This window comes from Streptomyces sp. TN58, from assembly GCF_001941845.1.
In the GTDB taxonomy this organism is placed as follows: Bacteria; Actinomycetota; Actinomycetes; order Streptomycetales; family Streptomycetaceae; genus Streptomyces.
The window spans coordinates 5,257,272-5,283,511 of record NZ_CP018870.1; the positions used below are offsets into that span (position 1 = coordinate 5,257,272).

General features: G+C 72.1%; 28 protein-coding genes, 1 pseudogene and 1 riboswitch. Of the genes and pseudogenes, 24 read left to right on the forward strand and 5 right to left on the reverse strand.

Going from position 1 to position 26,240, the window contains the following annotated elements; all coding sequences use genetic code 11:
• From BSL84_RS24065 to BSL84_RS24135, 15 genes and pseudogenes are all read left to right on the forward strand, one after another.
• On the forward strand, positions 1-240 hold the full coding sequence (locus BSL84_RS24065; protein WP_030011889.1) for an RNA-binding protein: 240 nt from the start codon (positions 1-3) through the stop codon (positions 238-240).
• Positions 241-323: 83 nt separating this feature from the next.
• Positions 324-890 (forward strand): ribosome maturation factor RimM, encoded by a 567-nt coding sequence (gene rimM / locus BSL84_RS24070; RefSeq protein ID WP_030031060.1) that lies wholly within the window; start codon positions 324-326, stop codon positions 888-890.
• Positions 890-1,711, forward strand: a complete 822-nt coding sequence (gene trmD / locus BSL84_RS24075) for a tRNA (guanosine(37)-N1)-methyltransferase TrmD (RefSeq protein ID WP_075971092.1) — start codon at positions 890-892, stop codon at positions 1,709-1,711. The genes rimM and trmD overlap by 1 nt, the downstream gene beginning before the upstream one ends.
• 134 nt (positions 1,712-1,845) lie before the next feature.
• Positions 1,846-2,196, forward strand: a complete 351-nt coding sequence (gene rplS, locus BSL84_RS24080; RefSeq protein WP_030031062.1) for a 50S ribosomal protein L19 — start codon at positions 1,846-1,848, stop codon at positions 2,194-2,196.
• A 44-nt stretch (positions 2,197-2,240) separates the two neighbouring features.
• A complete protein-coding gene (gene lepB / locus BSL84_RS24085; RefSeq protein ID WP_075971093.1) occupies positions 2,241-2,993 on the forward strand; it encodes a signal peptidase I in 753 nt (250 codons plus the stop codon).
• Positions 2,986-4,194: pseudogene (gene lepB / locus BSL84_RS24090) on the forward strand (signal peptidase I); the annotation flags it as partial. The gene lepB (BSL84_RS24085) and the pseudogene lepB (BSL84_RS24090), both read left to right, overlap by 8 nt.
• Positions 4,103-4,999: a signal peptidase I gene (lepB, locus tag BSL84_RS24095; protein ID WP_075972208.1), complete on the forward strand. Its 897-nt coding sequence runs from the start codon at positions 4,103-4,105 to the stop codon at positions 4,997-4,999. The pseudogene lepB (BSL84_RS24090) and the gene lepB (BSL84_RS24095), both read left to right, overlap by 92 nt.
• 41 nt (positions 5,000-5,040) lie before the next feature.
• Positions 5,041-5,820 carry a signal peptidase I gene (gene lepB, locus BSL84_RS24100; RefSeq protein ID WP_075971095.1) on the forward strand — a complete coding sequence of 260 codons (780 nt, stop codon included), beginning with the start codon at positions 5,041-5,043 and terminating at the stop codon, positions 5,818-5,820.
• The gene (locus BSL84_RS24105; RefSeq protein ID WP_030031864.1) at positions 5,810-6,316 is read left to right on the forward strand and encodes an NUDIX hydrolase; all 507 of its coding nucleotides are present in this window, start codon (positions 5,810-5,812) and stop codon (positions 6,314-6,316) included. The genes lepB (BSL84_RS24100) and BSL84_RS24105 overlap by 11 nt, the downstream gene beginning before the upstream one ends.
• A gap of 55 nt (positions 6,317-6,371) precedes the next feature.
• Positions 6,372-6,680, forward strand: a complete 309-nt coding sequence (locus BSL84_RS24110) for a DUF2469 domain-containing protein (RefSeq protein WP_005311352.1) — start codon at positions 6,372-6,374, stop codon at positions 6,678-6,680.
• A gap of 108 nt (positions 6,681-6,788) precedes the next feature.
• Complete coding sequence (locus tag BSL84_RS24115; protein WP_030031862.1) at positions 6,789-7,160, forward strand: YraN family protein; 372 nt, start codon at positions 6,789-6,791, stop codon at positions 7,158-7,160.
• Positions 7,160-8,791, forward strand: a complete 1,632-nt coding sequence (locus BSL84_RS24120) for a YifB family Mg chelatase-like AAA ATPase (protein WP_045321711.1) — start codon at positions 7,160-7,162, stop codon at positions 8,789-8,791. The genes BSL84_RS24115 and BSL84_RS24120 overlap by 1 nt, the downstream gene beginning before the upstream one ends.
• On the forward strand, positions 8,788-9,912 hold the full coding sequence (dprA, locus tag BSL84_RS24125) for a DNA-processing protein DprA (protein WP_075971096.1): 1,125 nt from the start codon (positions 8,788-8,790) through the stop codon (positions 9,910-9,912). Before BSL84_RS24120 ends, dprA begins: the two co-directional genes overlap by 4 nt.
• A 260-nt stretch (positions 9,913-10,172) precedes the next feature.
• Positions 10,173-11,009 (forward strand): RNA polymerase sigma factor WhiG, encoded by an 837-nt coding sequence (whiG, locus tag BSL84_RS24130; protein ID WP_037664874.1) that lies wholly within the window; start codon positions 10,173-10,175, stop codon positions 11,007-11,009.
• A gap of 70 nt (positions 11,010-11,079) precedes the next feature.
• Entirely contained in the window at positions 11,080-11,619 is a 540-nt protein-coding gene (locus tag BSL84_RS24135; RefSeq protein ID WP_075972209.1) for a TetR/AcrR family transcriptional regulator, read from the forward strand.
• 33 nt (positions 11,620-11,652) lie between these two features.
• On the opposite strand, the gene BSL84_RS24140 is transcribed toward BSL84_RS24135, so the two are convergent.
• Positions 11,653-12,216, reverse strand: coding sequence for a M23 family metallopeptidase (locus BSL84_RS24140; RefSeq protein ID WP_075971097.1), 564 nt, complete (start codon positions 12,214-12,216; stop codon positions 11,653-11,655).
• 250 nt (positions 12,217-12,466) lie between these two features.
• On the opposite strand from BSL84_RS24140, the gene rpsB reads away from it, so the two are divergent.
• From rpsB to BSL84_RS24185, 9 genes are all read left to right on the forward strand, one after another.
• Positions 12,467-13,339: a 30S ribosomal protein S2 gene (gene rpsB / locus BSL84_RS24145; RefSeq protein WP_030028673.1), complete on the forward strand. Its 873-nt coding sequence runs from the start codon at positions 12,467-12,469 to the stop codon at positions 13,337-13,339.
• Positions 13,340-13,474: 135 nt separating this feature from the next.
• On the forward strand, positions 13,475-14,311 hold the full coding sequence (gene tsf, locus BSL84_RS24150) for a translation elongation factor Ts (RefSeq protein ID WP_030028672.1): 837 nt from the start codon (positions 13,475-13,477) through the stop codon (positions 14,309-14,311).
• Positions 14,312-14,473: 162 nt separating this feature from the next.
• A complete protein-coding gene (pyrH, locus tag BSL84_RS24155; RefSeq protein ID WP_030028671.1) occupies positions 14,474-15,253 on the forward strand; it encodes a UMP kinase in 780 nt (259 codons plus the stop codon).
• A gap of 78 nt (positions 15,254-15,331) precedes the next feature.
• Positions 15,332-15,889 (forward strand): ribosome recycling factor, encoded by a 558-nt coding sequence (gene frr / locus BSL84_RS24160; RefSeq protein ID WP_030028670.1) that lies wholly within the window; start codon positions 15,332-15,334, stop codon positions 15,887-15,889.
• Positions 15,889-16,965: a phosphatidate cytidylyltransferase gene (locus tag BSL84_RS24165; protein ID WP_030028669.1), complete on the forward strand. Its 1,077-nt coding sequence runs from the start codon at positions 15,889-15,891 to the stop codon at positions 16,963-16,965. The genes frr and BSL84_RS24165 overlap by 1 nt, the downstream gene beginning before the upstream one ends.
• Before the next feature lie 131 nt (positions 16,966-17,096).
• Positions 17,097-18,212, forward strand: coding sequence for a 23S rRNA (adenine(2503)-C(2))-methyltransferase RlmN (gene rlmN / locus BSL84_RS24170; RefSeq protein WP_045321709.1), 1,116 nt, complete (start codon positions 17,097-17,099; stop codon positions 18,210-18,212).
• 58 nt (positions 18,213-18,270) lie between these two features.
• A riboswitch (TPP riboswitch) is annotated at positions 18,271-18,380 on the forward strand.
• A gap of 85 nt (positions 18,381-18,465) precedes the next feature.
• Positions 18,466-19,563 carry a thiamine ABC transporter substrate-binding protein gene (locus BSL84_RS24175; RefSeq protein ID WP_030028667.1) on the forward strand — a complete coding sequence of 366 codons (1,098 nt, stop codon included), beginning with the start codon at positions 18,466-18,468 and terminating at the stop codon, positions 19,561-19,563.
• Between the two features lie 152 nt (positions 19,564-19,715).
• A complete protein-coding gene (locus tag BSL84_RS24180; RefSeq protein ID WP_075971098.1) occupies positions 19,716-21,332 on the forward strand; it encodes an ABC transporter permease in 1,617 nt (538 codons plus the stop codon).
• Positions 21,332-22,348 (forward strand): ABC transporter ATP-binding protein, encoded by a 1,017-nt coding sequence (locus BSL84_RS24185; protein ID WP_030029204.1) that lies wholly within the window; start codon positions 21,332-21,334, stop codon positions 22,346-22,348. The genes BSL84_RS24180 and BSL84_RS24185 overlap by 1 nt, the downstream gene beginning before the upstream one ends.
• 31 nt (positions 22,349-22,379) lie before the next feature.
• Here BSL84_RS24185 and BSL84_RS24190 read toward each other — a convergent pair whose 3' ends face one another.
• The 4 genes from BSL84_RS24190 to BSL84_RS24205 all read right to left on the reverse strand — a co-directional run bounded on the left by BSL84_RS24190 (position 22,380) and on the right by BSL84_RS24205 (position 26,105).
• Positions 22,380-23,636, reverse strand: a complete 1,257-nt coding sequence (locus BSL84_RS24190; protein ID WP_045321706.1) for a cytochrome P450 — start codon at positions 23,634-23,636, stop codon at positions 22,380-22,382.
• Positions 23,637-23,675: 39 nt separating this feature from the next.
• Positions 23,676-25,079 (reverse strand): NAD(P)/FAD-dependent oxidoreductase, encoded by a 1,404-nt coding sequence (locus BSL84_RS24195; protein WP_045321705.1) that lies wholly within the window; start codon positions 25,077-25,079, stop codon positions 23,676-23,678.
• On the reverse strand, positions 25,076-25,333 hold the full coding sequence (locus BSL84_RS24200; RefSeq protein WP_030029209.1) for a ferredoxin: 258 nt from the start codon (positions 25,331-25,333) through the stop codon (positions 25,076-25,078). The genes BSL84_RS24195 and BSL84_RS24200 overlap by 4 nt, the downstream gene beginning before the upstream one ends.
• A 124-nt stretch (positions 25,334-25,457) precedes the next feature.
• Positions 25,458-26,105, reverse strand: coding sequence for a hypothetical protein (locus BSL84_RS24205; protein WP_075971099.1), 648 nt, complete (start codon positions 26,103-26,105; stop codon positions 25,458-25,460).
• Positions 26,106-26,240 lie beyond the last annotated feature (135 nt).

The window sequence follows — 26,240 nt, forward strand, 5'->3', positions numbered from 1 at the left end:
ATGCTCGAGGAGGCTCTTGAGCACCTCGTAAAGGGCATTGTGGACAACCCCGACGAAGTGCAGGTCGCCTCGCGCAACCTGCGCCGCGGGCAGGTGCTGGAGGTCCGGGTCCACCCCGACGACCTCGGCAAGGTGATCGGCCGCAACGGCCGCACCGCACGTGCCCTGCGTACCGTCGTGGGCGCCATCGGCGGCCGCGGGATCCGCGTCGACCTCGTCGACGTGGACCAGGTCCGCTGAGCAGTTGAATCACCGGCACGGGCCGGGGAGGGCATACGTGCCCGCCCCGGCCCGTCGTCGTCTGAACAGGAGAGGCACAGACAGTGGAGCTGGTAGTCGCGCGGATCGGCCGCGCCCACGGCATCAAGGGTGAGGTCACCGTCGAGGTGCGCACGGACGAGCCGGAACTGCGGCTCAGCCCCGGCGCCGTGCTGCGCACCGAACCGGCTTCGGTCGGCCCGCTGACCATCGAGACGGGCCGGGTGCACAGCGGCCGGCTGATGCTGCGCTTCGCCGGCGTCAAGGACCGCACCGCCGCGGAGTCGCTGCGCAACACCCTCCTCATCGCCGACGTGGACCCGGCGGAGCTGCCCGAGGAGGAGGACGAGTACTACGACCACCAGCTGATGGACCTGGACGTGGTGCTGGAGGACGGCACCGAGATCGGCCGCATCACCGAGATCTCCCACCTGCCCTCGCAGGACCTCTTCATCGTCGAGCGCCCCGACGGCACCGAGGTGATGATCCCCTTCGTCGAGGAGATCGTCGCCGAGATCGACCTGGAGGAGCAGCGCTGCGTCATCACGCCGCCGCCCGGTCTGATCGACGACCGGGCCGAGATCGTCTCCACCCGGGACGCCGAGGCCGCGAGCTCCGAGGGCGACGCCTGATGCGTCTCGACGTCGTCACGATCTTCCCCGAGTACCTGGAACCGCTCAACGTCTCCCTCGTCGGCAAGGCCCGCGCGCGCGGCCAGCTCGACGTCCACGTCCACGACCTGCGGGACTGGACCCACGACCGGCACAACACGGTCGACGACACCCCCTACGGCGGCGGCCCCGGCATGGTCATGAAGACCGGCCCGTGGGGCGAGGCGCTGGACGAGGCGCTGGCCGACGGCTACGAGGCGGGCGCGCACGGCCCCGTCATGGTGGTCCCCACGCCCAGCGGCCGCCCGTTCACCCAGGAACTGGCCGTCGAGCTCTCCGAGCGGCCCTGGCTGATCTTCACGCCCGCCCGCTACGAGGGCATCGACCGCCGTGTGATGGACGAGTACGCCACGCGCATGCCGGTGTACGAGGTCTCCATCGGTGACTACGTCCTGGCCGGCGGCGAGGCGGCCGTCCTGGTCGTCACCGAGGCCGTGGCGCGGCTGCTGCCCGGCGTCCTGGGCAACGCCGAGTCGCACCGGGACGACTCCTTCGCGCCCGGCGAGATGGCGAACCTGCTGGAGGGGCCCGTCTACACCAAGCCGCCGGTGTGGCGCGGCCGGGACATCCCCGAGGTGCTGCTCAGCGGCCACCACGGGAAGATCGCCCGGTGGCGCCGGGACGAGGCCTTCCGCCGGACGGCGAGCAACCGGCCCGACCTGATCGAGCGCTGCGAGGCCTCCGCCTTCGACAAGAAGGACCGCGAGATCCTCTCCATCCTGGGCTGGCAACCGACGCCTGACGGCCGATTTTGGCGCAGGCCGCAGGCCGTGGAAGAATAGGCGGCTGCTGTGTGCTCGCCGGACGCCCCTGCCACAGGGGGACCGTCGGCCGCCGAGTGTCACAGCTCCCGAATTCTCTACGGAAACCCGCATCGGCGACCTGTGGCGTCATGCGAAGAAAGCAGACGAAGAACATGTCTCACCTGCTCGATGGCGTCAACGCCGCCGCGCTCCGCTCGGACGTCCCGGCCTTCCGCCCGGGTGACACGATCAACGTGCACGTCCGCGTGATCGAGGGCAACCGCTCCCGTATCCAGCAGTTCAAGGGTGTCGTCATCCGCCGCCAGGGCTCGGGCGTCTCCGAGACCTTCACCGTTCGCAAGGTCTCCTTCAGCGTCGGCGTGGAGCGTACCTTCCCGGTCCACTCCCCGATCTTCGAGAAGATCGAGCTCGTCACCCGCGGTGACGTACGCCGTGCGAAGCTGTACTACCTCCGTGAGCTCCGCGGCAAGGCCGCGAAGATCAAGGAGAAGCGCGACAAGTAAGGTCGCCACCGGTGTCCGGGGGCGGCCGGATAGGCTCGCCCCCGATGGACACCGAAGCACCTCACACGCAGCGCGGCCACTCTTCCCCCGGCGAGGGGCAAGGGCGGCCGCGTTCTGCGTTCTCCGGGACCGGCGAGGCCGGACCCGGACGGCCGGTCCCGCAGCGGCAGCTGACGTGGCGCCGGGCGGGGATGATCGGCGTCGCCTGCACGCTCTTCCTGCTGCTGCTCAGCAACTTCGTCGTCCAGCCGTTCCTGATCCCCAGCCGCTCCATGGAGCCGACGCTGAAGGTCGGGGACCGGCTGCTGGTGAACAAGCTGGCGTACCGTTTCGGTGATCAGCCGCGCCGCGGGGACCTGGTGGTCTTCGACGGCACGGGATCCTTCGTGCGGGAGCGCGCGGACGGCAACCCGGTCGGCGGCCTCGTGCACGGCGCGGCCTCGGCGCTCGGGCTCGCTGAGCCCTCCGACACCGACTTCGTGAAGCGGGTGGTGGGCGTGGGCGGTGACGACGTGGTCTGCTGCGACGCGGACGGCCGGGTCGCGGTGAACGGCGTTCCGCTGGACGAGCCGTACCTGTACCCGGGGGACGCGCCCTCGGCGGTGCCCTTCCGGATCGTCGTGCCCCTGGGGACCCTGTGGGTGATGGGTGATCATCGTTCCCAGTCCCGGGACTCGCGGGACCACCTGGGGGAACCGGGCGGGGGGATGGTGCCGGTGGAGAAAGTGATCGGGCGAGCCGACTGGATCGGCTGGCCGGTCTCGCGGTGGGGCGCCCTCGGCGGCGGCCATGGGTAGCCGCGGGCGGCCGAAGGGCCGACGGGAGCGGGAACCCGAGCCGGAGCCGCGCGGCAGGTCGCGGAGCCGGGGGGACCGGATCGCGCCGGCGCCGCAGTCGCGCGCGCGGCCGCGCGGCCGGCGGGACTGGCTGGATGACGAGCCCGAGCCCGAGCCGGGGCCGCGCGCGGGGCCGAGAGGCCGGCGCGAGGCGCGACCGGAGCCGGAGCCGGTTCCGGCGGAGGGGGGCAGGGCCCATCGGCGCCGCCTGGCCCGAAAGGTCCGGCGGCGCCGCCGGACCCGCCGGGCGGGCGAGCTGCCCCTGCTCGTGGTGGTGGCGCTGTGCATAGCCCTGCTGCTCAAGACCTTCCTGGTACAGGCCTTCTTCATCCCGTCGGGCTCGATGGAGCAGACCATCCGGATCGGCGACCGGGTCCTGGTGGACAAGCTGACCCCGTGGTTCGGCTCCAAGGTCGAACGCGGGGACGTCGTCGTGTTCAAGGACCCGGGCGGCTGGCTCAGGGGCGAGTCGGCCCGGCCGGCCCCGGACCCGATCGTGGTCAAGCAGGTCAAACAGGCCCTGACCTTCATCGGCCTGCTGCCCTCGGCCGACGAGCAGGACCTGATCAAGCGCGTCATCGGCGTGGGCGGCGACACCGTCAAGTGCTGTGACGCCAAGGGCCGGGTCACCGTCAACGGCTCGCCGCTCGACGAGCCGTACGTGAAGCCGGGCAACACCCCCTCCGACATCCCCTTCGAGGTGGAGGTGCCGGCCGGACGGCTGTTCGTGATGGGCGACCACCGGGCGAATTCGGCCGATTCCCGCTTCCACCTCGACGAGGCCTTCGAGGGCACCATCGACGAGAACGGGGTCGTGGGGGAGGCCGTGGTGATCGCGTGGCCGTTCGGGCACTGGGCCCGTCTGGAACAGCCGGCGACCTTCCGCATGGTGCCCGATCAGGCACGACGTGCCGGACGCGGCCCCAGGCGGCGCCGCCCGGGCGCGCCGTTCGCATAGTGTGTCCTGCGTCTCCCGAGCCCTAGGGAACTCCCGCTCGTTAAGGGAGGGGAGGACCCGTGTCCGGCTCGGTGCGGGCGGCGATCGTGAGTGAGGAGTGGATGTGGGGGACGTGGCGGTAGGCGCGCGGTCCGGACGCGACGAGGGCGAGGAGCGGCCGGACGACGCCGTCGCGCGCGAGGCCGAGGAGGACGGCGCCCTGGAGAAGCCGCACCGCTCGTTCTGGAAGGAGCTCCCGCTCCTCATCGGCATCGCCCTGCTGCTGGCCCTGCTGATCAAGACCTTCCTGGTCCAGGCGTTCTCGATCCCCTCGGACTCGATGCAGGACACCCTGCAGCGCGGGGACCGGGTGCTGGTCGACAAGCTCACCCCGTGGTTCGGCTCCGAGCCGGAGCGCGGCGAGGTCGTGGTCTTCCACGACCCGGCCGACTGGCTGTCGGGTGAGCCCACACCGGAGCCGAACATCGCGCAGAAGGTCCTCAGCTGGATCGGCCTGATGCCGTCCGCCGAGGACAAGGACCTGATCAAGCGGACCATCGCCATCGGCGGTGACACGGTCGAGTGCAAGAAGGGGCGACCGGTCGTCGTCAACGGCAAGGCGCTCGACGAGCCGTACATCTTCCCCGGTGACACCGCGTGCGACGACCACCCCTTCGGCCCGCTCAAGGTGCCCGAGGGCAAGATCTGGGTGATGGGCGACCACCGGCAGAACTCCCAGGACTCCCGCTACCACATGGAGGACTCCACGCAGGGCTTCGTGCCGGTCGACAAGGTCGTCGGACGGGCCGTCGTGATCGCGTGGCCGGTGACCCGCTGGTCCACGCTTCCGATCCCGGACACCTTCGACCAGCCCGGCATCGGGAACCAGGCCGCGGCCACCGCGCTCGGCCTCGGCGCCGCCGGACTGGCGCCGGTCGGGCTCGGCCCGGGCGCGCTGGGGCTCGCCGGAGCGGTTCCGCTCGTCATGTGGCGCCGCAGGAAGCTGACCAGCGGCCGTACCGACGGGTAGGGTGCCGCCCAGGACGACGATCCCGATGCGGGGGCGCTGGAATGGGCGGAACTGAAGCGATACGCAGTGGCAAGGACGGCCGCGGCGGTCTCGGCAACGTGTTGTCGGGCATCGTCGTGGCCATCGGCTTTGCGCTCTTCCTGGGCGGCTTCGTGTGGGGGGCGCTCGTCTACCGGCCCTACACGGTCCCGACGGACTCGATGATGCCGACGGTGCGGCCCGGCGATCGGCTGCTGGCCCAGCGCATCGACGGCGGCGAGGTGCGCCGCGGGGACGTGGTCGTCTTCACTGATGCCATGTGGAGCGACTCACCCATGGTCAAGCGTGTCGTCGGCGTCGGCGGCGACACCGTGAAGTGCTGCGGTGCGGGCGGCGAGCTGACCGTGAACGGTGTCCCGCTGGACGAGCCCTACGCCGACACCAGCCGGCCGGACACGGGTCTGGCCATGCCGCCCGGGCAGGCCCCGCCGTCCGGAACCCCCTTCGAGGTGACCGTCCCCGAGGGCAACCTCTTCCTGCTCGGCGACCGGCGCGCCGCCTCGCTGGACTCACGGTCCCACCTGCAGGAGGCCGGCCAGGGCACCGTGCCGCGCTCCGCCGTCAGCGCCCGCGTCGACGCCCTCGCCTGGCCGGACATGGCGATGCTGGAGCGGCCGCGGACGTACGCCGCCCTGCCCGGCGGGACCTCGGGGCACGGGCCGCTGCGGCTCCAGGTGGCGGCCGTGGTCGCCGGAGCCGCCCTGGTGGTGCTGGGAGCCGCCTACGGGCCCGTCGCGCGGGTCCTCGGCCGCGGACGGCGGGAGCGGGCCGGTGTCGCCTGACCCGGCGGCCGGGCGCCGCCCCCGCCAGGTGTCCCGGGTGATCCTGCTCGATCCGGCGGACCGGATCCTGCTGCTGCACGGCTTCGAACCGGCCGACCCCTCGGACGACTGGTGGTTCACCCCCGGCGGCGGACTGGAGGGGACGGAGACCCGGGAGCAGGCCGCGCTGCGCGAGCTGGCCGAAGAGACCGGGATCACCGAGGTGGAGCTGGGGCCGGTGCTGTGGCACCGCTACTGCTCCTTCCCCTTCGACGGCCGGCGCTGGGAGCAGGACGAGTGGTACTTCCTGGCCCGGACCAGCCGGACCACGACCTGGATGGGCGGCCTGACCGAGCTGGAGCGGCGCAGCGTCACCGGAGCCAGGTGGTGGACCTCCGAGGAACTTCTCACGGCACGTGAGACGGTGTACCCGACCAAGCTCGCCGAGCTGCTCCGCACGCTGCTCGACGAGGGTCCTCCGGGTGCCCCGGTGGTCCTGGCCCCGGAAATCGTCTAGGGGCGCACGGCGCTGGCGCACAATAGGGGGACGCACGGCTGAAGGGGAACATGCCATGAGTGCCGAGGACCTCGAAAAGTACGAGACCGAGATGGAGCTGAAGCTCTATCGGGAGTACCGCGACGTCGTCGGGCTGTTCAAGTACGTGATCGAGACCGAACGCCGTTTCTACCTCACCAACGACTACGAGATGCAGGTGCACTCCGTCCAGGGCGAGGTCTTCTTCGAGGTCTCCATGGCCGACGCCTGGGTCTGGGACATGTACCGGCCGGCCCGCTTCGTCAAGCAGGTCCGGGTGCTGACCTTCAAGGACGTGAACATCGAGGAGCTCAACAAGAGCGATCTCGAACTGCCGGGCAGCTGATCACCTCACCCGGGAGGGTGACGGCTCTGTCCACAGCGGCCGGGTTGTCCACCAAGATCCACAAGGTGGGCGGGGACGCGGGACCGTCGGTGCCGGAGGTGGTGCCCGATGGACGCGAAGAGCGTGGCACGGCAGGCGATGGGGCGGTACGGCGAGGATCTCGCGGCACGGCGGCTGACCGAGGCCGGCATGACCGTGATCGCGCGGAACTGGCGGTGCCGCGGTGGGGAGATCGACATCGTCGCGCGCGACGGGGACGCCCTCGTCGTGTGCGAGGTCAAGACCCGTCGCACAGGGGGCTTCGAGCACCCGATGGCGGCCGTACGGACCGCCAAGGCGGACCGGTTGAGGAACCTCGCCGGGCGCTGGCTCGCCGATCACGGCGGACCACCCCCGGGCGGGGTCCGTATCGACCTCGTGGGAGTCCTGCTCCCACGGCGCGGCGCGCCCCTGGTGGAACACGTCAGGGGGGTGGCCTGATGGGGTTCGCGCGAGCCTGCTCCGTGGCCCTCGTCGGCGTCGACGGCGTGGTGGTGGAGGTCCAGGCCGACCTGGAGCCCGGAGTCGCGGCCTTCACCCTGGTGGGACTGCCGGACAAGACCCTCGTCGAGAGCCGGGACCGGGTGCGTGCGGCCGTGGTCAACTCCGGGGCGGCCTGGCCGCAGAAGAAGCTCACCGTCGGGCTGAGCCCGGCCTCGGTGCCCAAGTCCGGCGCCGGATTCGACATGGCGGTGGCGGCGGCCGTGCTCGGCGCGGCCGAGGTGGTCGACCCGGCGGCCATCGCCGACCTCGTGCTGATCGGCGAGCTGGGGCTGGACGGGCGGGTGCGTCCGGTCCGGGGGATCCTGCCCGCCGTCCTCGCCGCGGCCGAAGCCGGCTACCGGCAGGTGGTCGTGCCCCGGCAGTGCGCCGCCGAGGCCGCGCTCGTCCCGGACGTCTCGGTGCTCGGCGTGCGCAGCCTGCGCCAGCTGATCGCCGTCCTGACCGACGGGGAGGTGCCCGACGAGGAGCCCGGGGAAGCGCCGGACCGCCCGGACCCGATGCTCGCCGGACTGCTCGTCCCCGGGGCGGGCCTGGGCACCGGGCTCGCCCCCGGCCGCCCGGGCGGGGACTGCGCCGACTTCCCCGACCTGGCGGACGTGGCCGGGCAGCACACGGCGCGCCGCGCCCTCGAAGTGGCCGCCGCCGGAGGCCACCACCTGTTCCTCAGCGGACCGCCCGGCGCCGGGAAGACGATGCTGGCCGAGCGGCTGCCCTGGATCCTGCCGCCGCTCACCCGCCAGGACTCCGTGGAGGTCACCGCGGTCCACTCGGTCGCGGGAATCCTGCCGCCCGGCGAACCCCTCGTCTCCCGGCCGCCCTACTGCGCCCCGCACCACTCGGCGACCATGCAGTCCCTGGTGGGTGGCGGGACCGGGGTACCCAGGCCCGGAGCGGTCTCCCTCGCCCACCGGGGGGTGCTCTTCCTGGACGAGGCCGCGGAGTTCCACAGCCGGGCGCTGGACGCGCTGCGCCAGCCGCTGGAATCGGGGCACGTGGTCATCGCCCGCGCCGCCGGGGTGGTACGGCTGCCCGCCAGGTTCCTCATGGTCCTCGCCGCGAACCCCTGCCCGTGCGGACGGCACACCCTGCACGGCGCCGGCTGCGAATGCCCGCCCTCGGTGATCCGGCGCTACCAGGCCAGGCTGTCCGGGCCGCTGCTGGACCGGGTCGACCTGAGGGTGGAGGCGGAGCCCGTGACCCGCGGCGACCTGCTCGGCCGCGGCGGCCGGGGGGAGCCCACCGCAGTGGTCGCCGACCGGGTGCGGGAGGCCCGGGAGCGCGCCGGGGCGCGGCTCGCCGGGACGGCCTGGAGGCTCAACTCCGAAGTGCCCGGGCAGGAACTGAGAACCCGTTGGCAGGCGGCGCCGGGGGCTCTGGCACAGGCCGAGCGGGAACTGGAACGGGGGCTGCTCACCGCGCGCGGGCTGGACCGCGTCCTGCGGGTCGCCTGGACCGTCGCCGACCTGCGGGGGCGGGACCGGCCCGAGGCGCTGGACGTGGCCGTGGCGCTGGAGCTGCGGACCGGAGTCGCCCGTGGGGCCATGTCGGTGCCGGGGGCCGCGACATGACCGGCGCGCAGGACGAGGAGCTGCTGGCGCGGGCGGCGTTGACACGGGTGTTGGAGCCCGGGGACGCGCACGGCGGACGCTGGATCAGGGAGCACGGCGCCGTACGGCTGTTGAGGCTGCTGTCCGACCCGCGGGAGCCGTGGGGGGCCCCGCCCGGGGTCGCGCCGGAACGGCTCGACGCCTACCGCAGACGGGCGGCGCTGGCCGACCCCCGGCGCGACCTCGAACTGGCCGCCGGGTCGGGAGGCCGGTTCGTCTTCCCCGGGTCGGCGGAGTGGCCGACGCAGCTGGACGACCTCGGTGACGAACGGCCCGTCGGCCTCTGGCTGCGGGGCCGGCCCAACCTGCGTACGTGGGCGCTGCGTTCGGTCGCCGTGGTCGGGGCCCGGGCCTGTACCCCGTACGGCGCCCACATGGCGCAGACACTGGCCGCCGGGCTCGCCGAGCGGGGGTGGGTCGTCGTCTCCGGGGCGGCCTTCGGCATCGACGGTGCCGCGCACCGCGGAGCCCTCGCCTCCGCCGGGGCGACCGCGGCGGTGCTCGCCTGCGGAGTGGACGTCGCCTATCCCCGCGGACACGCCGGGCTGCTCGGCCGGATCGCCGGCCAGGGACTCGTCCTCGGGGAGCTGCCGCCGGGCAGCCACCCCACACCCAGCCGCTTCGTCCTGCGCAACCGGGTCATCGCCGCCCTCACCCGCGGCACCGTCGTCGTCGAGGCCGCCCACCGCAGCGGCTCCCTGGTCACCGCCCGGCGCGCCCAGCGGCTCGGGCGGGTCACCATGGGCGTCCCGGGACCCGCCACCAGCGGCCTCTCCGGCGGCGTGCACGAACTGCTCAGGGGCGAGGCCCTGCTGGTGACCGACGCGGCGGAAGTGGTCGAACTCGTCGGCTCCATGGGGGAGCTGGCCCCCGAGCGGCGCGGCCCCGTGCTCGCCCGTGACCTGCTGGACCGCGACACGGCCCGTGTACTCGAAGCCCTGCCGGCCGGACGCCCGGCGACCGCGGCCGAGCTGGCACTTGCCTCCGGCACCGGCACCGATGAAGTCATCGGCAGACTGTACGAACTTCACTCTCTGGGGTTCGTCGAACGGCAGGGCGACGGCTGGCAGTTGAGCGGATGAAAGGACGGAGGGGGCACACAAACCCGCGCCACCCGGCGAGGCGGTCGTTGACCTGGGCACTTCCGGTGGAAGAGTGAAAGAGATGAGAGACGCGGTCCTCCCGGTGGCAGTCGCCGGGACCGTGCGCCAGGCGCCGGTCCCGGGCCGCCCGCGCGAGCCGGGGCGCCCCTCGGCCCCCGCGCCATCCCGTACTCTTCGCGCACCGCGACACTTTCGTCACGCTACGCTCCCAAGGAATCCGGCTCCGGCAAAGGCGAAGCATGCCCCAACACACCTCAGGGTCCGACCGCGCTGCGGTGCCTCCCGCTGCCCGCGGCAGCGTGCGGTCCACCGCGCCCTCGTCCCTGGAGGGGCTGTGGCGCTCGTACAAGGACTCGGGTGACGAACGGCTGCGGGAGCAGCTGATCCTGCACTACTCGCCCCTGGTGAAGTACGTGGCCGGCCGGGTCAGCGTGGGCCTGCCGCCCAACGTCGAGCAGGCCGACTTCGTCTCCTCCGGCGTCTTCGGGCTGATCGACGCCATCGAGAAGTTCGACATCGACCGCTCGATCAAGTTCGAGACCTACGCGATCACCCGGATCCGCGGGGCGATGATCGACGAACTGCGGGCGCTGGACTGGATCCCCCGATCCGTCCGGCAGAAGGCGCGCGCCGTGGAGCGGGCCTACGCCACGCTGGAGGCCCAGCTGAGGCGCACCCCGACGGAGGCCGAGGTCGCCGGCGAGATGGGGATCGGCGTGGAGGACCTGCACGCCGTCTTCAGCCAGTTGTCGCTGGCGAACGTGGTCGCCCTGGAGGAGTTGCTGCACGTCGGCGGCGACGGCGGCGACCGCCTCTCGCTGATGGACACGCTGGAGGACACCGCCGCGGACAACCCGGTGGAGGTGGCGGAGGACCGCGAACTGCGGCGCCTGCTGGCACGGGCCATCAACACGCTGCCGGAGCGCGAGAAGACCGTCGTCACCCTCTACTACTACGAGGGCCTCACCCTGGCCGAGATCGGCAACGTGCTGGGGGTCACCGAGAGCCGGGTCAGCCAGATCCACACCAAGTCCGTGCTGCAACTGCGCGCGAAGTTGGCAGATGTGGGGCGATGAGCCTGCGGTACCTCCGTAGAGTGGACGTGTGCCCAGGATTCGAGCGGCCTCCGTGGCCGAGCACCGGTCGATGCAGCGCGGCGCCCTCTTGGACGCGGCGCGTTCCCTGCTGTCCGAAGGCGGTACGGAGGCGCTGACCTTCCCCGCCCTGGCGGAGCGGACCGGTCTCGCCCGGTCCTCCGTGTACGAGTACTTCCGCTCCCGCGCGGCCGTGGTCGAAGAGCTGTGCGCCGTGGACTTCCCCGTGTGGGCCGCCGAGATCGAGGCGGCGATGGAGCGGGCCGAATCGCCCGAAGCCAAGGTCGAGGCCTACGTGCGCAGCCAGCTGGCGCTGGTGGGGGACCGCAGGCACCGGGCGGTCGTGGCGATCTCGGCCGGCGAGCTGGACGCCGGAGCCCGGGAGAAGATCCGGGCCGCGCACGGCGGGCTGATCGCGATGATCGTCGAGGCGCTGGCCGCACTCGGGCAGGAGCAGCCCAGACTGGCCGCGATGCTCCTGCAGGGCGTCGTGGACGCCGCCGTGCGCCGTATCGAGCTCGGCGCCGCGGAGGATCCCGAGGTCATCACGGAGACCGCGCTGGCCATCGCCCTGCGGGGCGTCCGGGGCTGACCGCCCCCTCCGGCCGGTGGCCTCCGCCCCGCTTCACGCGCCCTCCGGACGCTGCTGCGGCAGCAGGCGCGGCGAGGGCCGCGCCAGGAGCGCCAGCGGGTTGAGGTACGCCTCGCCCGACAGCAGCCCCCAGTGCAGGCACGGCGCCGGGCAGTGGGACCCCTCCGTGAGCACCGCCACCACCTGCCCCGCGGCCACCTCCTCCCCCTCCGCCACCAGCGGCCGGACCGGCTCGTACGTCGTACGCAGGCCGTTCGGCAGCGCGAGCGAGAGGACCCCGCGGCCCGCGACCTGCCCGGCGTGGTGGACCCGGCCGGCGGCGACGGCGCGCAGCCTGGCCCCCACCGGGGCCGCCAGGTCCACCCCTCGGTGGCCGGCGGCGTACGGGGTCGGGGGCGGGTCCCACCACCGGGCCACCGACAGCGGCGCGGGCAGCGGCCGGACCCCGGGCGGCACCGCGGCCGGTGCCGCCGGCGACGATGCGGGCGGTGGCGCAGGCGACGGCGCCGCCGGCGGAGGGGGCGGTGGCGCGGGCGGTGCCGTGGGCAGGGCGGTCCGGGCCAGCACCAGGAGAAGGCTGAGCAGCAGTGTCGTCATGCGGGCCAGCGTCCCGCGGCACCCGGCCGGGGCGGGCCGGCCTGTGGACGACCCGGGCGCTGTGGACAACGGCGTCACCCGCATACCGCCGGGTCCCGTACACTTCTTGTGGCGATCCGGGTCACCGGGTCGACTTCGCACGCCCCGGCACCAGCCCGAAACGGCCAGGTGGCAGCGTCTCTCGGTCCCCTCATGGGGGCAGGGCGCGGCGGGGCGTCAGGAATCAAACCGAGAAACCAAGGAGATGGCCATGGCCGTCGTCACGATGCGGGAGCTGCTGGAAAGCGGCGTCCACTTCGGTCACCAGACCCGCCGTTGGAACCCGAAGATGAAGCGCTTCATCTTCACGGAGCGCAACGGCATCTACATCATCGACCTGCTGCAGTCGCTGTCGTACATCGACCGCGCCTACGAGTTCGTGAAGGAGACCGTCGCGCACGGTGGCTCCATCATGTTCGTCGGTACCAAGAAGCAGGCGCAGGAGGCCATCGCCGAGCAGGCGACGCGCGTCGGCATGCCGTACGTCAACCAGCGCTGGCTCGGTGGCATGCTCACCAACTTCTCCACCGTCTACAAGCGCCTCCAGCGTCTGAAGGAGCTTGAGGCGATCGACTTTGAGGACGTCGCCGCCTCGGGTCTCACCAAGAAGGAGCTCCTGGTCCTCTCCCGCGAGAAGGCCAAGCTGGAGAAGACCCTCGGTGGTATCCGCGAGATGTCGAAGGTTCCCAGCGCCGTCTGGATCGTCGACACCAAGAAGGAGCACATCGCCGTCGGTGAGGCGCGCAAGCTCCACATCCCGGTCGTCGCGATCCTCGACACCAACTGCGACCCCGACGAGGTCGACTACAAGATCCCGGGCAACGACGACGCGATCCGTTCCGTCACCCTGCTCACCCGCGTGATCGCCGACGCCGTCGCCGAGGGCCTCATCGCCCGCTCCGGCGCTGCGACCGGTGACTCGAAGCCGGGCGAGAAGGCCGCCGCCGAGCCGCTCGCCGAGTGGGAGCGCGACCTGCTTGAGGGCGACAAGAAGGCCGACGACGCCGAGGCCGCCGCTCCGGCCGCCGAGGCCCCGGCCGCCGAGGCTGTCGAGGCCCCGGCCGCCGACGCCGAGCAGGCCTGACCCACTGAGAGCGCCCGGCGTTCACGCGCCGGGCACTCACAGCACGGACGATGACGGCGGGGGAGCCGCGCCACGAGCGCGGGGCCTCCGCCGTTCACCCGTAGATCTACGACTTCGAGAGAGAATCACAGACTCATGGCGAACTACACCGCCGCTGACGTCAAGAAGCTCCGCGAGCTCACCGGCGCCGGCATGCTGGACTGCAAGAACGCGCTCGTGGACGCCGACGGTGACGTCGAGAAGGCCCAGGAAGCGCTCCGCATCAAGGGCCAGAAGGGCGTCGCCAAGCGCGAGGGCCGTTCTGCCGAGAACGGTGCCGTCGTCTCCCTCATCGCCGACGACAACACCTCCGGTGTCCTCGTCGAGCTGAAGTGCGAGACCGACTTCGTCGCCAAGGGCGAGAAGTTCCTGGCCGTCGCCAACGAGCTGGCCGCGCACGTCGCCGCCACCTCCCCGGCCGACATCGAGGCGCTGCTCGCGTCCGAGATCAAGCCCGGTCAGACCGTCACCGCTTTCGTCGACGAGGCCAACGCCAACCTCGGCGAGAAGATCGTCCTGGACCGCTTCGCGCAGTTCACCGGCGGCTACGTGACCGCGTACATGCACCGCACGATGCCCGACCTGCCGTACCAGATCGGCGTCCTGGTCGAGCTCGACAAGGAGAACGCCGAGGTCGCCCGCGGCGTCGCGCAGCACATCGCCGCGTTCGCGCCGCAGTGGCTGTCCGCCGAGGACGTCCCGGCCGAGAAGGTCGAGTCCGAGCGCCGCATCGCCGAAGAGGTCACCCGCGCGGAGGGCAAGCCCGAGGCTGCCATCGCCAAGATCGTCGAGGGTCGCGTCAACGGCTTCTTCAAGGACGCCACGCTGCTCGGCCAGGCCTACGCCCTGGACAACAAGAAGTCCGTCCAGAAGGTTCTGGACGAGGCCGGTGTCACCCTGAAGCGCTTCACCCGCATCAAGGTCGGCATCTGAGTCCGTCCGTACGCGACGGACACCGGACCCCGGTAGGGTCTGAAGCAGTCGTCCGCGCTTGCGCGAGGCGACCGCAGATCTGACGAGGAGGCCATTGCCGTAGAGGGAACCGCAAGGACCCACCGGCAATGGCCTTCTTCGTATGTGCACGAGGAGATCTCCATGAATCAGGGCGTGGACCCCCACACCGCTTCCGACGACAAGAGCGACCAGTTCAAGAAGGGCCGCCGCTTCATGCTGAAGCTGTCGGGCGAGGCCTTCTCCGGTGGCGGAGGACTGGGCGTCGATCCCGACGTCGTCCACGCCATCGCGCGTGAGATCGCCGCGGTGGTCCGCGACGGCGCGGAGATCGCCGTCGTGATCGGCGGCGGCAACTTCTTCCGAGGCGCCGAGCTCCAGCAGCGCGGCATGGACCGGGCCCGGTCCGACTACATGGGCATGCTCGGAACGGTCATGAACTGCCTCGCGCTCCAGGACTTCCTGGAGAAGGAGGGCATCGACTCCCGCGTGCAGACCGCCATCACCATGGGCCAGGTCGCGGAGCCGTACATCCCGCTGCGTGCCGTGCGCCACCTGGAGAAGGGCCGCGTCGTCATCTTCGGCGCGGGCATGGGCATGCCCTACTTCTCCACCGACACCACGGCCGCCCAGCGCGCCCTGGAGATCGACGCCGAAGCCCTCCTCATGGGCAAGAACGGTGTCGACGGGGTCTACGACTCCGACCCGAAGAAGAACCCGGACGCGGTGAAGTTCGACGCCCTGGAGTACGGAGAGGTCCTCTCGCGCGACCTCAAGGTCGCCGACGCCACCGCGATCACCCTCTGCCGTGACAACAAGCTGCCGATCCTCGTCTTCGAACTGCTCGCCGAGGGCAATATCGCCCGCGCCGTCAAGGGTGAGAAGATCGGCACGCTCGTCAGCGACCAGGAAACCCGGGCCTGAGCAGTCCGCTGCCGGTCCGGGCGGCCCGGCCCGGCCCGCCCGCCTGAACCATCCATTCAAGACATGCAGGAGCACGTGGTGATCGAAGAAATCCTCCTCGAAGCCGAGGAGAAGATGGAGAAGGCCGTCGTCGTCGCGAAGGAGGACTTCGCCGCGATCCGTACCGGCCGTGCGCACCCGGCGATGTTCAACAAGATCGTCGCCGACTACTACGGCGCCATCACGCCCATCAACCAGCTCGCCTCGTTCGCGGTTCCCGAGCCGCGCATGGCCATCGTGACGCCCTTCGACGCGTCCGCGCTGCGCAACATCGAGCAGGCCATCCGCGACTCCGACCTCGGTGTCAACCCGAGCAACGACGGCCGGATCATCCGGGTGACCTTCCCCGAGCTGACCGGTGAGCGCCGCAAGGAGTACATCAAGGTCGCCAAGAACAAGGCCGAGGACTCCAAGGTCTCCATCCGCTCCGTGCGCCGCAAGGCCAAGGACGCCCTCGACAAGCTCGTCAAGGACAAGGAGGCCGGCGAGGACGAGGTCCGCCGCGCCGAGAAGGAGCTCGACGACACCACCGCGAAGTACGTCGCGCAGGTGGACGAGCTCCTGAAGCACAAGGAAGCCGAGCTCCTCGAAGTCTGATGAACGACTCTTCCTGGCAGCCGGAGCCGGTTCCGGCGGGTCCCGCATACGATGCGCAGGTGGGCCCGCACACTCGGCCCATGCCCATCGTGCCCGATGCCGCCGGCCGTGACTTCGACGACCGGGAAGCACGCGATCGGGGGGCCGCCTCGGACGGCGGTCCCCTCTTCCGCGCCGATACGCCGCCGCAGGAGCCCATGCCCAGCCCCCCGCCCCCGCATGCCGAGCACCCGCAGGACTCCTCACCTCCGCCGCAGAAGAAGCGCGCGGGGCGGGACCTGCGCGCCGCCATAGGGGTGGGCGTCGGCCTCGGCGCGGTGATCTTCGCCTCGCTGCTGATCGTCAAGGCGGTCTTCGTCGGCGTCATCGTCGTCGCGGTCGTCGTCGGCCTGTGGGAGCTCACCTCGCGGCTCCAGGAGAAGAAGGGCATCAAGGCCCCTCTGGTCCCGCTCGCGGTCGGTGGCGCTGCCATGGTCATCGCCGGATACGTCCGGGGGGCCGAGGGCGCCTGGGTCGCCATGGCGCTGACGGTGCTGGCGCTCCTGGTGTGGCGGATGACCGAACCGCCCGAGGACTACCTGAAGGACGTCACGGCGGGCGCCTTCGCGGCGTTCTACGTGCCCTTCCTGGCCACCTTCGTCGCGATGCTGCTCACAGCCGACGACGGGCCGCAGCGCGTGATCACCTTCCTGCTGCTGACCGTGGTCAGCGACACCGGGGCGTACGCCGTGGGCTGGCGCTTCGGCAAGACCAAGCTCGCGCCGCGCATCAGCCCCGGCAAGACCCGCGAGGGGCTGTTCGGCGCCGTGGCGTTCGCCATGGGAGCCGGCGCGCTCTGCATGGAGTTCCTGATCGACGGCGGAGCCTGGTGGCAGGGCCTGCTGCTCGGCCTCGCGGTCGCGGTCAGCGCCACCCTGGGCGACCTGGGCGAGTCGATGATCAAGAGGGACCTGGGCATCAAGGACATGGGCACCCTGCTGCCGGGACACGGCGGCATCATGGACCGGCTGGACTCGCTGCTGCCCACCGCCCCGGTGGTGTGGCTGCTGCTCGCGGCCTTCGTCGGCACCGGCTGACCGGCCGGGCCGGGTTATCCTGGAGGGCGCGCCGCGGGTACGCGGCGCGCCTTTTCCGTCCAGCGGCCGAGCCGCGGACCCGGCCCTGCACGCGCGGGGTGACCCCACCTCGTCGTACTGAGGAGTACCGCATGGCCCCCCGTCCCGCTCCGGGTGAGCTCACCTTCGTCGCTCCCCGCGGGGCCAAGAAGCCGCCCCGGCACCTCGCCGACATGACTCCGGCCGAGCGCCGCGAGGCGGTCGCCGCGATCGGTGAGAAGCCCTTCCGGGCCAAGCAGCTCTCCCAGCACTACTTCGCCCGCTACGCGCACGACCCGGCGGAGTGGACGGACATCCCCGCCGGCTCCCGCGAGAAGCTCCAGCAGGAGCTCCTGCCGGACCTGATGAACGTCGTCCGGCACATCAGCTGCGACAACGACACCACCCGCAAGACGCTGTGGAAGCTGCACGACGGCACGCTCGTGGAGTCCGTGCTGATGCGTTACCCCGACCGGGTGACCATGTGCATCTCCTCGCAGGCGGGCTGCGGCATGAACTGCCCGTTCTGCGCCACCGGCCAGGCGGGTCTGGACCGCAACCTCTCCACCGCCGAGATCGTGCACCAGATCGTCGACGGCATGCGCGCGCTGCGCGACGGGGAGGTCCCCGGCGGCCCCGCCCGGCTGTCGAACATCGTCTTCATGGGCATGGGCGAGCCGCTGGCCAACTACAACCGCGTCGTCGGCGCCATCCGCCGGCTCACCGACCCCGAGCCAGACGGCCTGGGCCTGTCCCAGCGCGGCATCACCGTCTCCACCGTCGGCCTGGTCCCGGCCATGCTGCGGTTCGCCGACGAGGGCTTCAAGTGCCGTCTGGCCGTCTCGCTGCACGCCCCGGACGACGAGCTGCGCGACACCCTGGTGCCGGTGAACACCCGCTGGAAGGTCCGCGAGGTCCTGGACGCCGCGTGGGAGTACGCCGAGAAGTCCGGCCGCCGGATCTCGATCGAGTACGCCCTGATCCGCGACATCAACGACCAGGCCTGGCGCGGCGACCTCCTGGGCCGACTGCTCAAGGGCAAGCGGGTACACGTCAACCTGATCCCGCTGAACCCGACGCCCGGCTCGAAGTGGACCGCCTCGCGGCCCGAGGACGAGAAGGCCTTCGTCGAGGCCATCGCGCGCCACGGTGTGCCGGTGACCGTGCGTGACACCCGCGGCCAGGAGATCGACGGCGCGTGCGGCCAGCTGGCCGCCTCGGAGCGCTGACCTCCACTTCCGGCCGGCCCCATTCGGCCACGGGGTACCCTGTGGCCGAACCAATTGCATATTCCGACAGGGGAGCGCCACAGCGCTGAGAGTGCGGTATCCGTCATCCGCAGACCCTCTGAACCTCGCCCCGGTCATTCGGGGTAGGAAGTTCGGTCACCACTCTTGCTGTTGCGCCCTGCCCGGCGTCCGCTCCGACAGAGCGCCGGGCGGGGCCGCGTCTTCTCCTGGACATCCCAGGAGGAATTCACCGATGAGCACCACCAGGAAGATCGCGGGCGCCGCGCTCGCGGCCGCGCTGGGCGTCACCACGCTCAGCGCCTGCGGCGGCGACGCCGAGGACAAGCCCGCCGGCGGGGGCGACGTCCCGAAGTCCAGGACCGTCACGCTGGTCTCCCACGACTCCTTCAACGTGACCGATTCGGTCCTGAAGGAGTTCGAGCAGCAGAGCGGCTACACCGTCAAGGTCCTGAAGTCCGGGGACGCGGGCGCCGCCCTCAACCAGGAGATCCTCACCAAGGGCACCCCGCGCGGCGACGTCTTCTTCGGCGTGGACAACACGCTGCTCTCGCGCGCCCTCGACAACGGCATCTTCACCCCCTACGAGGCCAAGGGCCTGGGCGAGGTGAAGCCCGAGTACGTGCTCGACAAGGAGCACCGGGTCACCCCGGTCGACTCCGGCGACATCTGCGTCAACTATGACAAGGCGTACTTCGCGGACAGGAAGATCGCCCCGCCGCAGACCCTGGACGACCTGGTCAAGCCGGAGTACAAGGACCTGCTGGTGGTCGAGAACGCCGCGACCTCCTCTCCCGGCCTCGGCTTCATGCTCGCCACCGTCGGCAAGTACGGCGAGGAGGGCTGGAAGGACTACTGGAGCAAGCTGAAGGCCAACGGCGTCGAGGTCGTCGACGGCTGGGAGCAGGCCTACAACGAGCGCTTCTCGGCCTCGGCGGGCGGCAAGAAGGCCAAGGGCGACCGCCCGCTCGTCGTCTCCTACGCCTCCAGCCCGCCGGTCGAGGTGCTGTACGGCGAGCCGCAGCCGGCCGAGGCCCCGACGGGCGTCGCCACCGGCACCTGCTTCCGTCAGATCGAGTTCGCGGGCCTGCTCAAGGGCGCGAAGAACGAGGAGGGCGGCAAGGCCCTGGTGGACTTCCTGATCAGCAAGAAGTTCCAGGAGGACATGCCGCTCCAGATGTTCGTCAACCCCGTCACCAAGGACGCCGCGCTGCCGGAGCTGTTCACCAAGCACGGTGTGGTGGTCGAGAAGCCGGAGAACGTCACTCCGGAGACCATCGCCAAGAACCGTGAGCAGTGGGTCAAGGCATGGACCGCGCTCGTCGTGAAGTAGGCGGTACGAAGGAGCCGGGCGCGGCGCCGGCCGGCCGCGCCCAGGCCCCCGCCCCGGTCCCCGGCCCGCCCGCCCCGGTTCACGGACCGGGGCGGGGGCGCGGGCAGGGCGAGAGCGAGAGCGGGCGGGCCACCGCCGTCCGCCTCGCCCTGATGGCCGTCCCCCTCGCCTTCTTCGGGCTGTTCTTCGCCTACCCCGTCGCCGCGATCGTCGGCCGCGGCCTCAAGACCGACACCGGCTGGCAGTTCGGCCGCCTCGGCGAGGTGCTCGCGCGGCCCGACATCGCCGACGTGCTGTGGTTCACCACCTGGCAGGCGCTCGCCTCCACCGCGCTCACCCTGCTGATCGCCCTCCCCGGCGCCTACGTCTTCGCGCGCCTGGAGTTCCCCGGAAAGCAGCTGCTGCGGGCCGTGGTGACCGTTCCCTTCGTGCTGCCGACCGTGGTCGTCGGCACCGCCTTCCTGGCGCTGCTCGGACGCGGCGGACTGCTGGACGAACTGGCCGGCGTCCGCCTCGACACCACCGTCTGGGCGATCCTCCTCGCGCACGTCTTCTTCAACTACGCCGTCGTCGTCCGCACGGTCGGCGGGCTGTGGTCCCAGCTCGACCCACGCCAGGAGGAGGCCGCGCGGGTGCTGGGCGCCGGCCGGTTCGCCGCCTGGCGCAGGGTGATCCTGCCCGCGCTGGCCCCGGCCGTGGCGGCGGCCTCCCTGATGGTGTTCCTCTTCACCTTCAGCTCCTTCGGCGTCGTCCTGATCCTGGGCGGACCCGCCTACTCCACCCTGGAGGTGGAGGTCTACCGGCAGACCGCGCAGCTCCTGGACCTGTCGACGGCCGCCGTGCTGACGATGGTGCAGTTCGCCGCGATCGGCGCGATCCTCGCCCTGCACGCCTGGACCGTGCGCCGGCGCGAGACCGCGCTGCGCCTGGTCGACCCGGGCCGCACCGCGCACCGACCGCGCGGCTGGGCCCAGCGCACCCTGCTGGGCGGGGTCCTGCTGACCGTCGGGCTGCTGATCGTGGCGCCGCTGGCCGTGCTCGTCGAGCGCTCCTTCGACACCCCCGGCGGCTACGGCCTCGGCTTCTACCGGGCCCTGCAGGACACCGGCGCCGGTGGCGGCACCTTCCTGGTGCCGCCGCTGGAAGCGGTCGGGAACTCCCTGCGGTACGCGCTCGCCGCCACCGCGATCGCCCTGCTCGTCGGCGGTCTCGCGGCCGCCGCCCTGACCCGGCGCGGGGGCCGCTTCGTACGGGGCTTCGACGCGATGCTGATGCTCCCGCTCGGGGTGTCCGCCGTCACCGTCGGCTTCGGCTTCCTGATCACCCTGGACGAGCCGCCGCTGGACCTGCGGACCTCGTGGATCCTGGTGCCGCTGGCTCAGGCGCTGGTGGGCGTGCCGTTCGTCGTACGGACCATGCTGCCCGTCCTGCGCGCCGTCGACGGGCGGCTCCGGGAGGCCGCAGCGGTGCTCGGCGCGTCACCGCTGCGCGCCTGGCGGGAGGTGGACCTGCCGCTGGTGCGCAGGGCGCTGCTGATCGCGGCCGGGTTCGCCTTCGCCGTGTCGCTGGGGGAGTTCGGCGCGACCGTCTTCATCGCCCGGGCGGACCGGCCGACGCTGCCGGTGGCCGTGGCGCGGCTGCTGGGGCGGGCCGGTGAGCTGAACTACGGGCAGGCGATGGCCCTGAGCACGATCCTGATGCTGGTGTGCGCGGTGTCCCTGCTGGTGCTGGAGCGACTGCGACCCGACAAGACCTCCGGAGAGTTCTGATGACACTGCTTCAGCTGGAAGGGGTGTCGGTCCGCTTCGGTGAGCGCGCGGTCGTCGACTCCGTGGACCTGGAGGTCGCCGAGCACGAGATCGTGTGCGTCCTGGGCCCGAGCGGCAGCGGGAAGTCCACGCTGCTGCGGGTCGTCGCCGGCCTCCAGCAGGTGTCCGCAGGGCGCGTGCTGCTGGGCGGCGCCGACCAGGCCGGTGTCCCCGTGCACCGGCGGGGTGTGGGCCTGATGTTCCAGGACCACCAGCTCTTCCCGCACCGCGACGTCGGCGCGAACGTCTCCTTCGGCCTGCGGATGCGCGGCCGCGGCCGCGCCTCGTACGCCGCCCCGGTCGCGGAGCTGCTGGAGCTGGTCGGGCTCCCCGGGGCCCAGGGCCGGGCGGTGGCCTCCCTGTCCGGCGGCGAGCAGCAGCGGGTGGCGCTGGCCCGGGCGCTGGCGCCGTCACCGCGGCTGCTGATGCTCGACGAACCGCTCGGCCAGCTGGACCGGGGGCTGCGGGAACGGCTCGTGGTCGAGCTGCGGGAGCTGTTCTCGCGGCTGGGGACGACGGTCCTGGCCGTCACGCACGACCAGGGGGAGGCCTTCGCCCTCGCCGACCGGGTCGTGGTGATGCGGGACGGCCGGATCGCGCAGGCCGGGACCCCGCTGGAGGTGTGGCAGCGGCCCGCGTCGGAGTTCGTGGCGCGCTTCCTCGGCTTCGAGAACGTCGTCCCGGCGACGGTGACGGGAGCGGTCGCGGCGACCGCCTGGGGCAGCGTCCCGGTCCCGGCCGGCTCCCCCCAGGGGAAGCAGCGCCTCCTGGTCCGCCCGGCGGGGGTGCTGCTCCGCGACGAGGGCCTGCGGTGCGAGGTGGTGTCGCGGACCTTCCGCGGTACCCACGTCGCCCTGCTGCTGCGGCCGGAGGGCGGCCCGCTGCTGGAGGCCGAGTGCGGCCTGGCGGGGGCCCCGGCCGTCGGCGACCGGGTCGCCGCGGCGTTCAGCCCCGCCGAGGTCGTCGTCCTCCCCTGACGTACGGCCCGGGCCTGACGTCAGCCGGACGTCATCCGGCCTTCGGCAGGACGCCGTCGCAGGCGATCGGCAGGTGCCGGGGCCCACGCAGCACCGCGTTCTGTCGGTACTGCGGCGGGTCCTGGAGCAGCCGCGGGTTCACCAGCCGGCGGGCCAGCTCGCTCAGCGCCAGCTGCGCCTCCTGCCGGGCCAGCGGCGCTCCGAAGCAGCTGTGGATGCCGCTGCCGAGCCCCAGGTGCTGGATGTCCTTGCGGTCCGGGTCGAAGCGGTCCGGGTTCTCGAACCGCTTGGGGTCGCGGTTGCCGGACGCCAGCATCAGCCACAGGGACGCCCCCTTGGGGATGGCGACCCCCGCGACCTCGATGTCGCACAGCGTGGTGCGCTGCGGCAGCAGCTGCACCGGCGGCTCGTACCGCAGCAGCTCCTCCACGATCGGGATCGCCAGGCCCGGGTCCTCGCGCAGCCGCTTGAGCACGTCGGGGTGGCGCAGCAGCGTCAGCATGCCGTTGGTGATCAGGTTGACCGTCGTCTCGTGGCCCGCGATGAGCAGCAGCGCGGAGGTGCTGAGCGCCTCCATGGTGGTCATCGCACCGTCCGGGCCGTCCGCGGTCGCCAGCTGCGACAGCATGTCGTCGCCGGGGTTCTTGCGCCGCTCCTCGATCAGCCCGGCCAGGTACATGCCCAGCTCCATCCGGGCGTCCATGGTGCCCTTGCCCCGCTGGGCGGGGTCCGCGTCCGGGTCGGGGTCCAGGCTGGCGGCCAGGGTCTCCGCCCACACGTGGAAGCGCGGTTCGTCCTCGTGGGGGACCCCGAGCAGCCGGCAGATCACCGTGACCGGGAAGGGGTAGGCGAACTGGTCGACCAGGTCGACCCGGTCCAGGTCGCCGGAGGTGGCGATGCCGTCGATGAGCCCGTCGACGAGGCCGTGCAGCTCGCCGCGCATGTCGTGCACCCGGCGCGGGGAGTGCGGCGGCCCGAACGGCCGGTTCGTCATGCGCCGCAGGCGGTCGTGGTCCGGCGGATCGAGCTTGAGGAAGGAGGGCGGCAGGGCCGTCCCCTCGTCGTCGGCGGACTGCCCCAGCGGATCGTCGCCGGTCGCCTTCAGGTTGCGCGAGTCGGAGCTGATCCGCGGGTCGTGCAGCAGGCTCTGGATCTCGTGGTACGTGCTGACCACGTACGGGCCGTTCCCCTCGTGGGACACCGGCGTCCGGCGCAGCTCCTCGTACAGCGGGTACGGATTGGCCCGGTTCGCGTAGTCGATGATCTCCCGCAGGAGGGCTTGTGTCATGGCGGGTCCTCGTGGTCCTCGGGGGCGGGCGCGGCGGGGTCAGTGCCCGGGGGTGAAGGTCATCTTCCGGTCGGCCGGCGAGTAGCCGCTGAGGGTGATGGTCGGGCCGTGGGTGGGTACCGAGGGGTCCGGGAAGTCGGCCGGCACCGGCTTGTTCCCCTCCGGCCTGCGGTCCACCGTGGTGAACGGCGGCGGGAACGGCGCCGTGCCCTCGATCTGCTGCTCGTAGAACGGCAGCCAGCGGCAGTTGTCGAAGGTCACGGCGGCGATCACCCGCCCCTGGTAGCCGTAGACGGCCGCGAACCGGCGCTCGGCCAGCGAGCCCTGGGTGACGATGATCTCGGTCCCCATCGGCGGCACCCCGACCGACTTGATGTTCACACCGAACTGCGAGGACCAGAAGGCCGGCACCCACAGGTGCGGGCGGCGGTCCGTGCTCTCGCTGAGCATGTTGTGCGCGGCGGTCTCGGCCTGCGCGACGGCGTTGCCCCAGTGCTCCAGGGACAGGAACTGGTAGCCGAACAGGGCGTGCGGCGAACGCGCCACGTCACCCGCGACGTAGATGTCGTCGGTGACGATGCCCCGGACGTCGAAGGCCCGGCAGCCCGCGTCGCAGGCGATGCCCCGGGGCCCGGCGCCCAGGCCCGACCCCGCCAGCCACTCGGTGTTGCGCTGCGCGCCGAGGGAGACGACCACCACGTCCGCCTCCACGGTGGAGCCGTCGGAGAGGTGGGCGGCGCGGACCCGGCCGGCGGGATCGCCCTCCAGCGCGGTGACCATGACGCCGGTGCGCAGGTCGACCTCGTGCTCCCGGTGCATCTCGGCCGCGACTTCACCGATCACCGCGCCGAGCGCGCCGACCAGCGGGGCCGAGCCGCGTTCGGCGACGGTCACCTTCAGGCCGCGTTCCCGGCAGGCGGAGGCGATCTCCGACCCGGTGAACCCGGCTCCGATGACGAGGACCCGGCGGGGACGGGCGGCGAGGGCCCGTTGCAGTCCTTCGCCGTCGTCGCGGGTGCGCAGGACGAAGACCCCTGCGAGTTCGCCCTCCTCCGGGTTGGGCCAGGGCCGGGCCCGGACGCCGGTGGCGATCAGCAGCCGGTCGTACTCGACCTCGTCGCCGTTGCCGAGCCGGACCCGGCGGGCGGCCATGTCCAGGCCCGTCGCGGGCACTCCGAGGCGCCAGTCGGCGTCGATCGCCCGGCGGCGGGGGAGTGCGGTGTGGTCCGCCGCCGCGTTGCCCAGCAGGACCTGCTTGGACAGCGGCGGCCGGTCGTACGGCTCGTGGGGCTCGTCGCCGATCATCGTGAGCGACCCGGTGAACCCCTTGTCGCGCATGGTCTCGGCGGCCCGCAGACCCGCGAGCGAAGCGCCGACGACGACGATTCGGCCCTCGCGCTTGAGCTGCTCCAGGGATCCGTCGCGTGTGCCTCCACCGCTCACCGTGAACCTCCGGAACCGGCGCCCGCCCCGGCCTCCTGGGGCACCACGCCCGCCATGTCCTCGTCGGTGAGTTCGAGGAGGATCGCGCCGACGGGGCAGGCGGCCACGGCGCGGGCGACGTTCTCACGCTGCTCGGCGGCCGCCTCGGGGTTGTAGAGGAGCGACTCGTCGCCGTGCATGGCGAAGACGTCGGGAGCGAGGAAGGCGCACTGGGCGTATCCCTGGCAGCGGTTGAGGTCGACGACAAGCCTCATGACGGATCGGCCCTTCCCTCGGCTGTTGATCCCCGTCGCCCCCCGGCTACCCCCGGTCCCTCCCTCTGTCCACCAGCATGCATGCGGCGCCCGTACGCCGCCTGCCGGAGCACGGACCACCTGGTCAGGACGGGTTCACGGCTGGCCCGGAGCGGTCCGTGGGCGCTGCTTGGCGCCGGACGCGCAGGATGTGGACGCTGAGGACCAGCGCCCAGGCCGGGAACAGCAGCTCCGACCAGGGCACGCCGGCTCCCACCACGATCAGCACCAGGCCGACGAGGGTGCCCAGCAGGGCCAGGGGCCGGGGGAAGACGCCGAGCTTCCGCCCGATCATCGAGGTCGCCAGCACGAACACGGCGGCCATGCGCATCGCGTACGTCGCGAGCAGGGTGTAGGCGTAGTGGCGCCCGAAGTCGGAGGGCGTCTGCTCGTCCAGTACGGTGCCGGCCGCCGCGGCGGCCGCGAAGAGGGCCGCCACGAACACGAAGCCGCTGCCGAGGAACACGGTCGCGATGAACCGGTCCTCGGCCGCGCCGGTGTGAGCGCGCAGGGCCCCCATGAACCAGAGGAAGAAGATGCCGGCGAACGGCACGATCTGCAGCGCCGTCTGGACCGCCCAGCGGCGGTCAGGGTCGATGGCCGCGTCGGCGGCGTCGCCGGCCGGAACGGAGATCCGCATCAGGACGATCGCCGCACCGAGCAGCAGGGCGAAGGCGACACCGGCCAGGCCGGCCGCGCGCGGCGTCTTCAGCCGGTCGGTCGTGGGCTCCATGGACCCCTCGCTCTCTCCCCCGGTCCAGCAAGCGACAGCCGCCGCCGCGCCACCACCGGGGGCGGCCGACCGGGTGAGGGAGCGGGGGCGGCGCCGGCCGCGGTACTGGTACCGGTGCCGGTCGCCGCCCGCACG

Coding starts and splice junctions, on each gene's coding strand:
- lepB (WP_075971093.1), top strand. CDS start 2,241: ATGGACACCGAAGCACCTCACACGCAGCGCGGCCACTCTTCCCCCGGC.
- BSL84_RS24115 (WP_030031862.1), top strand. CDS start 6,789: ATGGACGCGAAGAGCGTGGCACGGCAGGCGATGGGGCGGTACGGCGAG.
- whiG (WP_037664874.1), top strand. CDS start 10,173: ATGCCCCAACACACCTCAGGGTCCGACCGCGCTGCGGTGCCTCCCGCT.
- rlmN (WP_045321709.1), top strand. CDS start 17,097: ATGGCCCCCCGTCCCGCTCCGGGTGAGCTCACCTTCGTCGCTCCCCGC.
- rplS (WP_030031062.1), top strand. CDS start 1,846: ATGTCTCACCTGCTCGATGGCGTCAACGCCGCCGCGCTCCGCTCGGAC.
- lepB (WP_075971095.1), top strand. CDS start 5,041: ATGGGCGGAACTGAAGCGATACGCAGTGGCAAGGACGGCCGCGGCGGT.
- BSL84_RS24165 (WP_030028669.1), top strand. CDS start 15,889: ATGAACGACTCTTCCTGGCAGCCGGAGCCGGTTCCGGCGGGTCCCGCA.
- BSL84_RS24120 (WP_045321711.1), top strand. CDS start 7,160: ATGGGGTTCGCGCGAGCCTGCTCCGTGGCCCTCGTCGGCGTCGACGGC.
- tsf (WP_030028672.1), top strand. CDS start 13,475: ATGGCGAACTACACCGCCGCTGACGTCAAGAAGCTCCGCGAGCTCACC.
- dprA (WP_075971096.1), top strand. CDS start 8,788: ATGACCGGCGCGCAGGACGAGGAGCTGCTGGCGCGGGCGGCGTTGACA.
- BSL84_RS24185 (WP_030029204.1), top strand. CDS start 21,332: ATGACACTGCTTCAGCTGGAAGGGGTGTCGGTCCGCTTCGGTGAGCGC.
- BSL84_RS24205 (WP_075971099.1), bottom strand. CDS start 26,105: ATGGAGCCCACGACCGACCGGCTGAAGACGCCGCGCGCGGCCGGCCTG.
- pyrH (WP_030028671.1), top strand. CDS start 14,474: ATGAATCAGGGCGTGGACCCCCACACCGCTTCCGACGACAAGAGCGAC.
- trmD (WP_075971092.1), top strand. CDS start 890: ATGCGTCTCGACGTCGTCACGATCTTCCCCGAGTACCTGGAACCGCTC.
- BSL84_RS24140 (WP_075971097.1), bottom strand. CDS start 12,216: ATGACGACACTGCTGCTCAGCCTTCTCCTGGTGCTGGCCCGGACCGCC.
- BSL84_RS24200 (WP_030029209.1), bottom strand. CDS start 25,333: ATGAGGCTTGTCGTCGACCTCAACCGCTGCCAGGGATACGCCCAGTGC.
- rpsB (WP_030028673.1), top strand. CDS start 12,467: ATGGCCGTCGTCACGATGCGGGAGCTGCTGGAAAGCGGCGTCCACTTC.
- BSL84_RS24190 (WP_045321706.1), bottom strand. CDS start 23,636: ATGACACAAGCCCTCCTGCGGGAGATCATCGACTACGCGAACCGGGCC.
- BSL84_RS24180 (WP_075971098.1), top strand. CDS start 19,716: ATGGCCGTCCCCCTCGCCTTCTTCGGGCTGTTCTTCGCCTACCCCGTC.
- BSL84_RS24135 (WP_075972209.1), top strand. CDS start 11,080: ATGCAGCGCGGCGCCCTCTTGGACGCGGCGCGTTCCCTGCTGTCCGAA.
- BSL84_RS24175 (WP_030028667.1), top strand. CDS start 18,466: ATGAGCACCACCAGGAAGATCGCGGGCGCCGCGCTCGCGGCCGCGCTG.
- BSL84_RS24110 (WP_005311352.1), top strand. CDS start 6,372: ATGAGTGCCGAGGACCTCGAAAAGTACGAGACCGAGATGGAGCTGAAG.
- BSL84_RS24065 (WP_030011889.1), top strand. CDS start 1: ATGCTCGAGGAGGCTCTTGAGCACCTCGTAAAGGGCATTGTGGACAAC.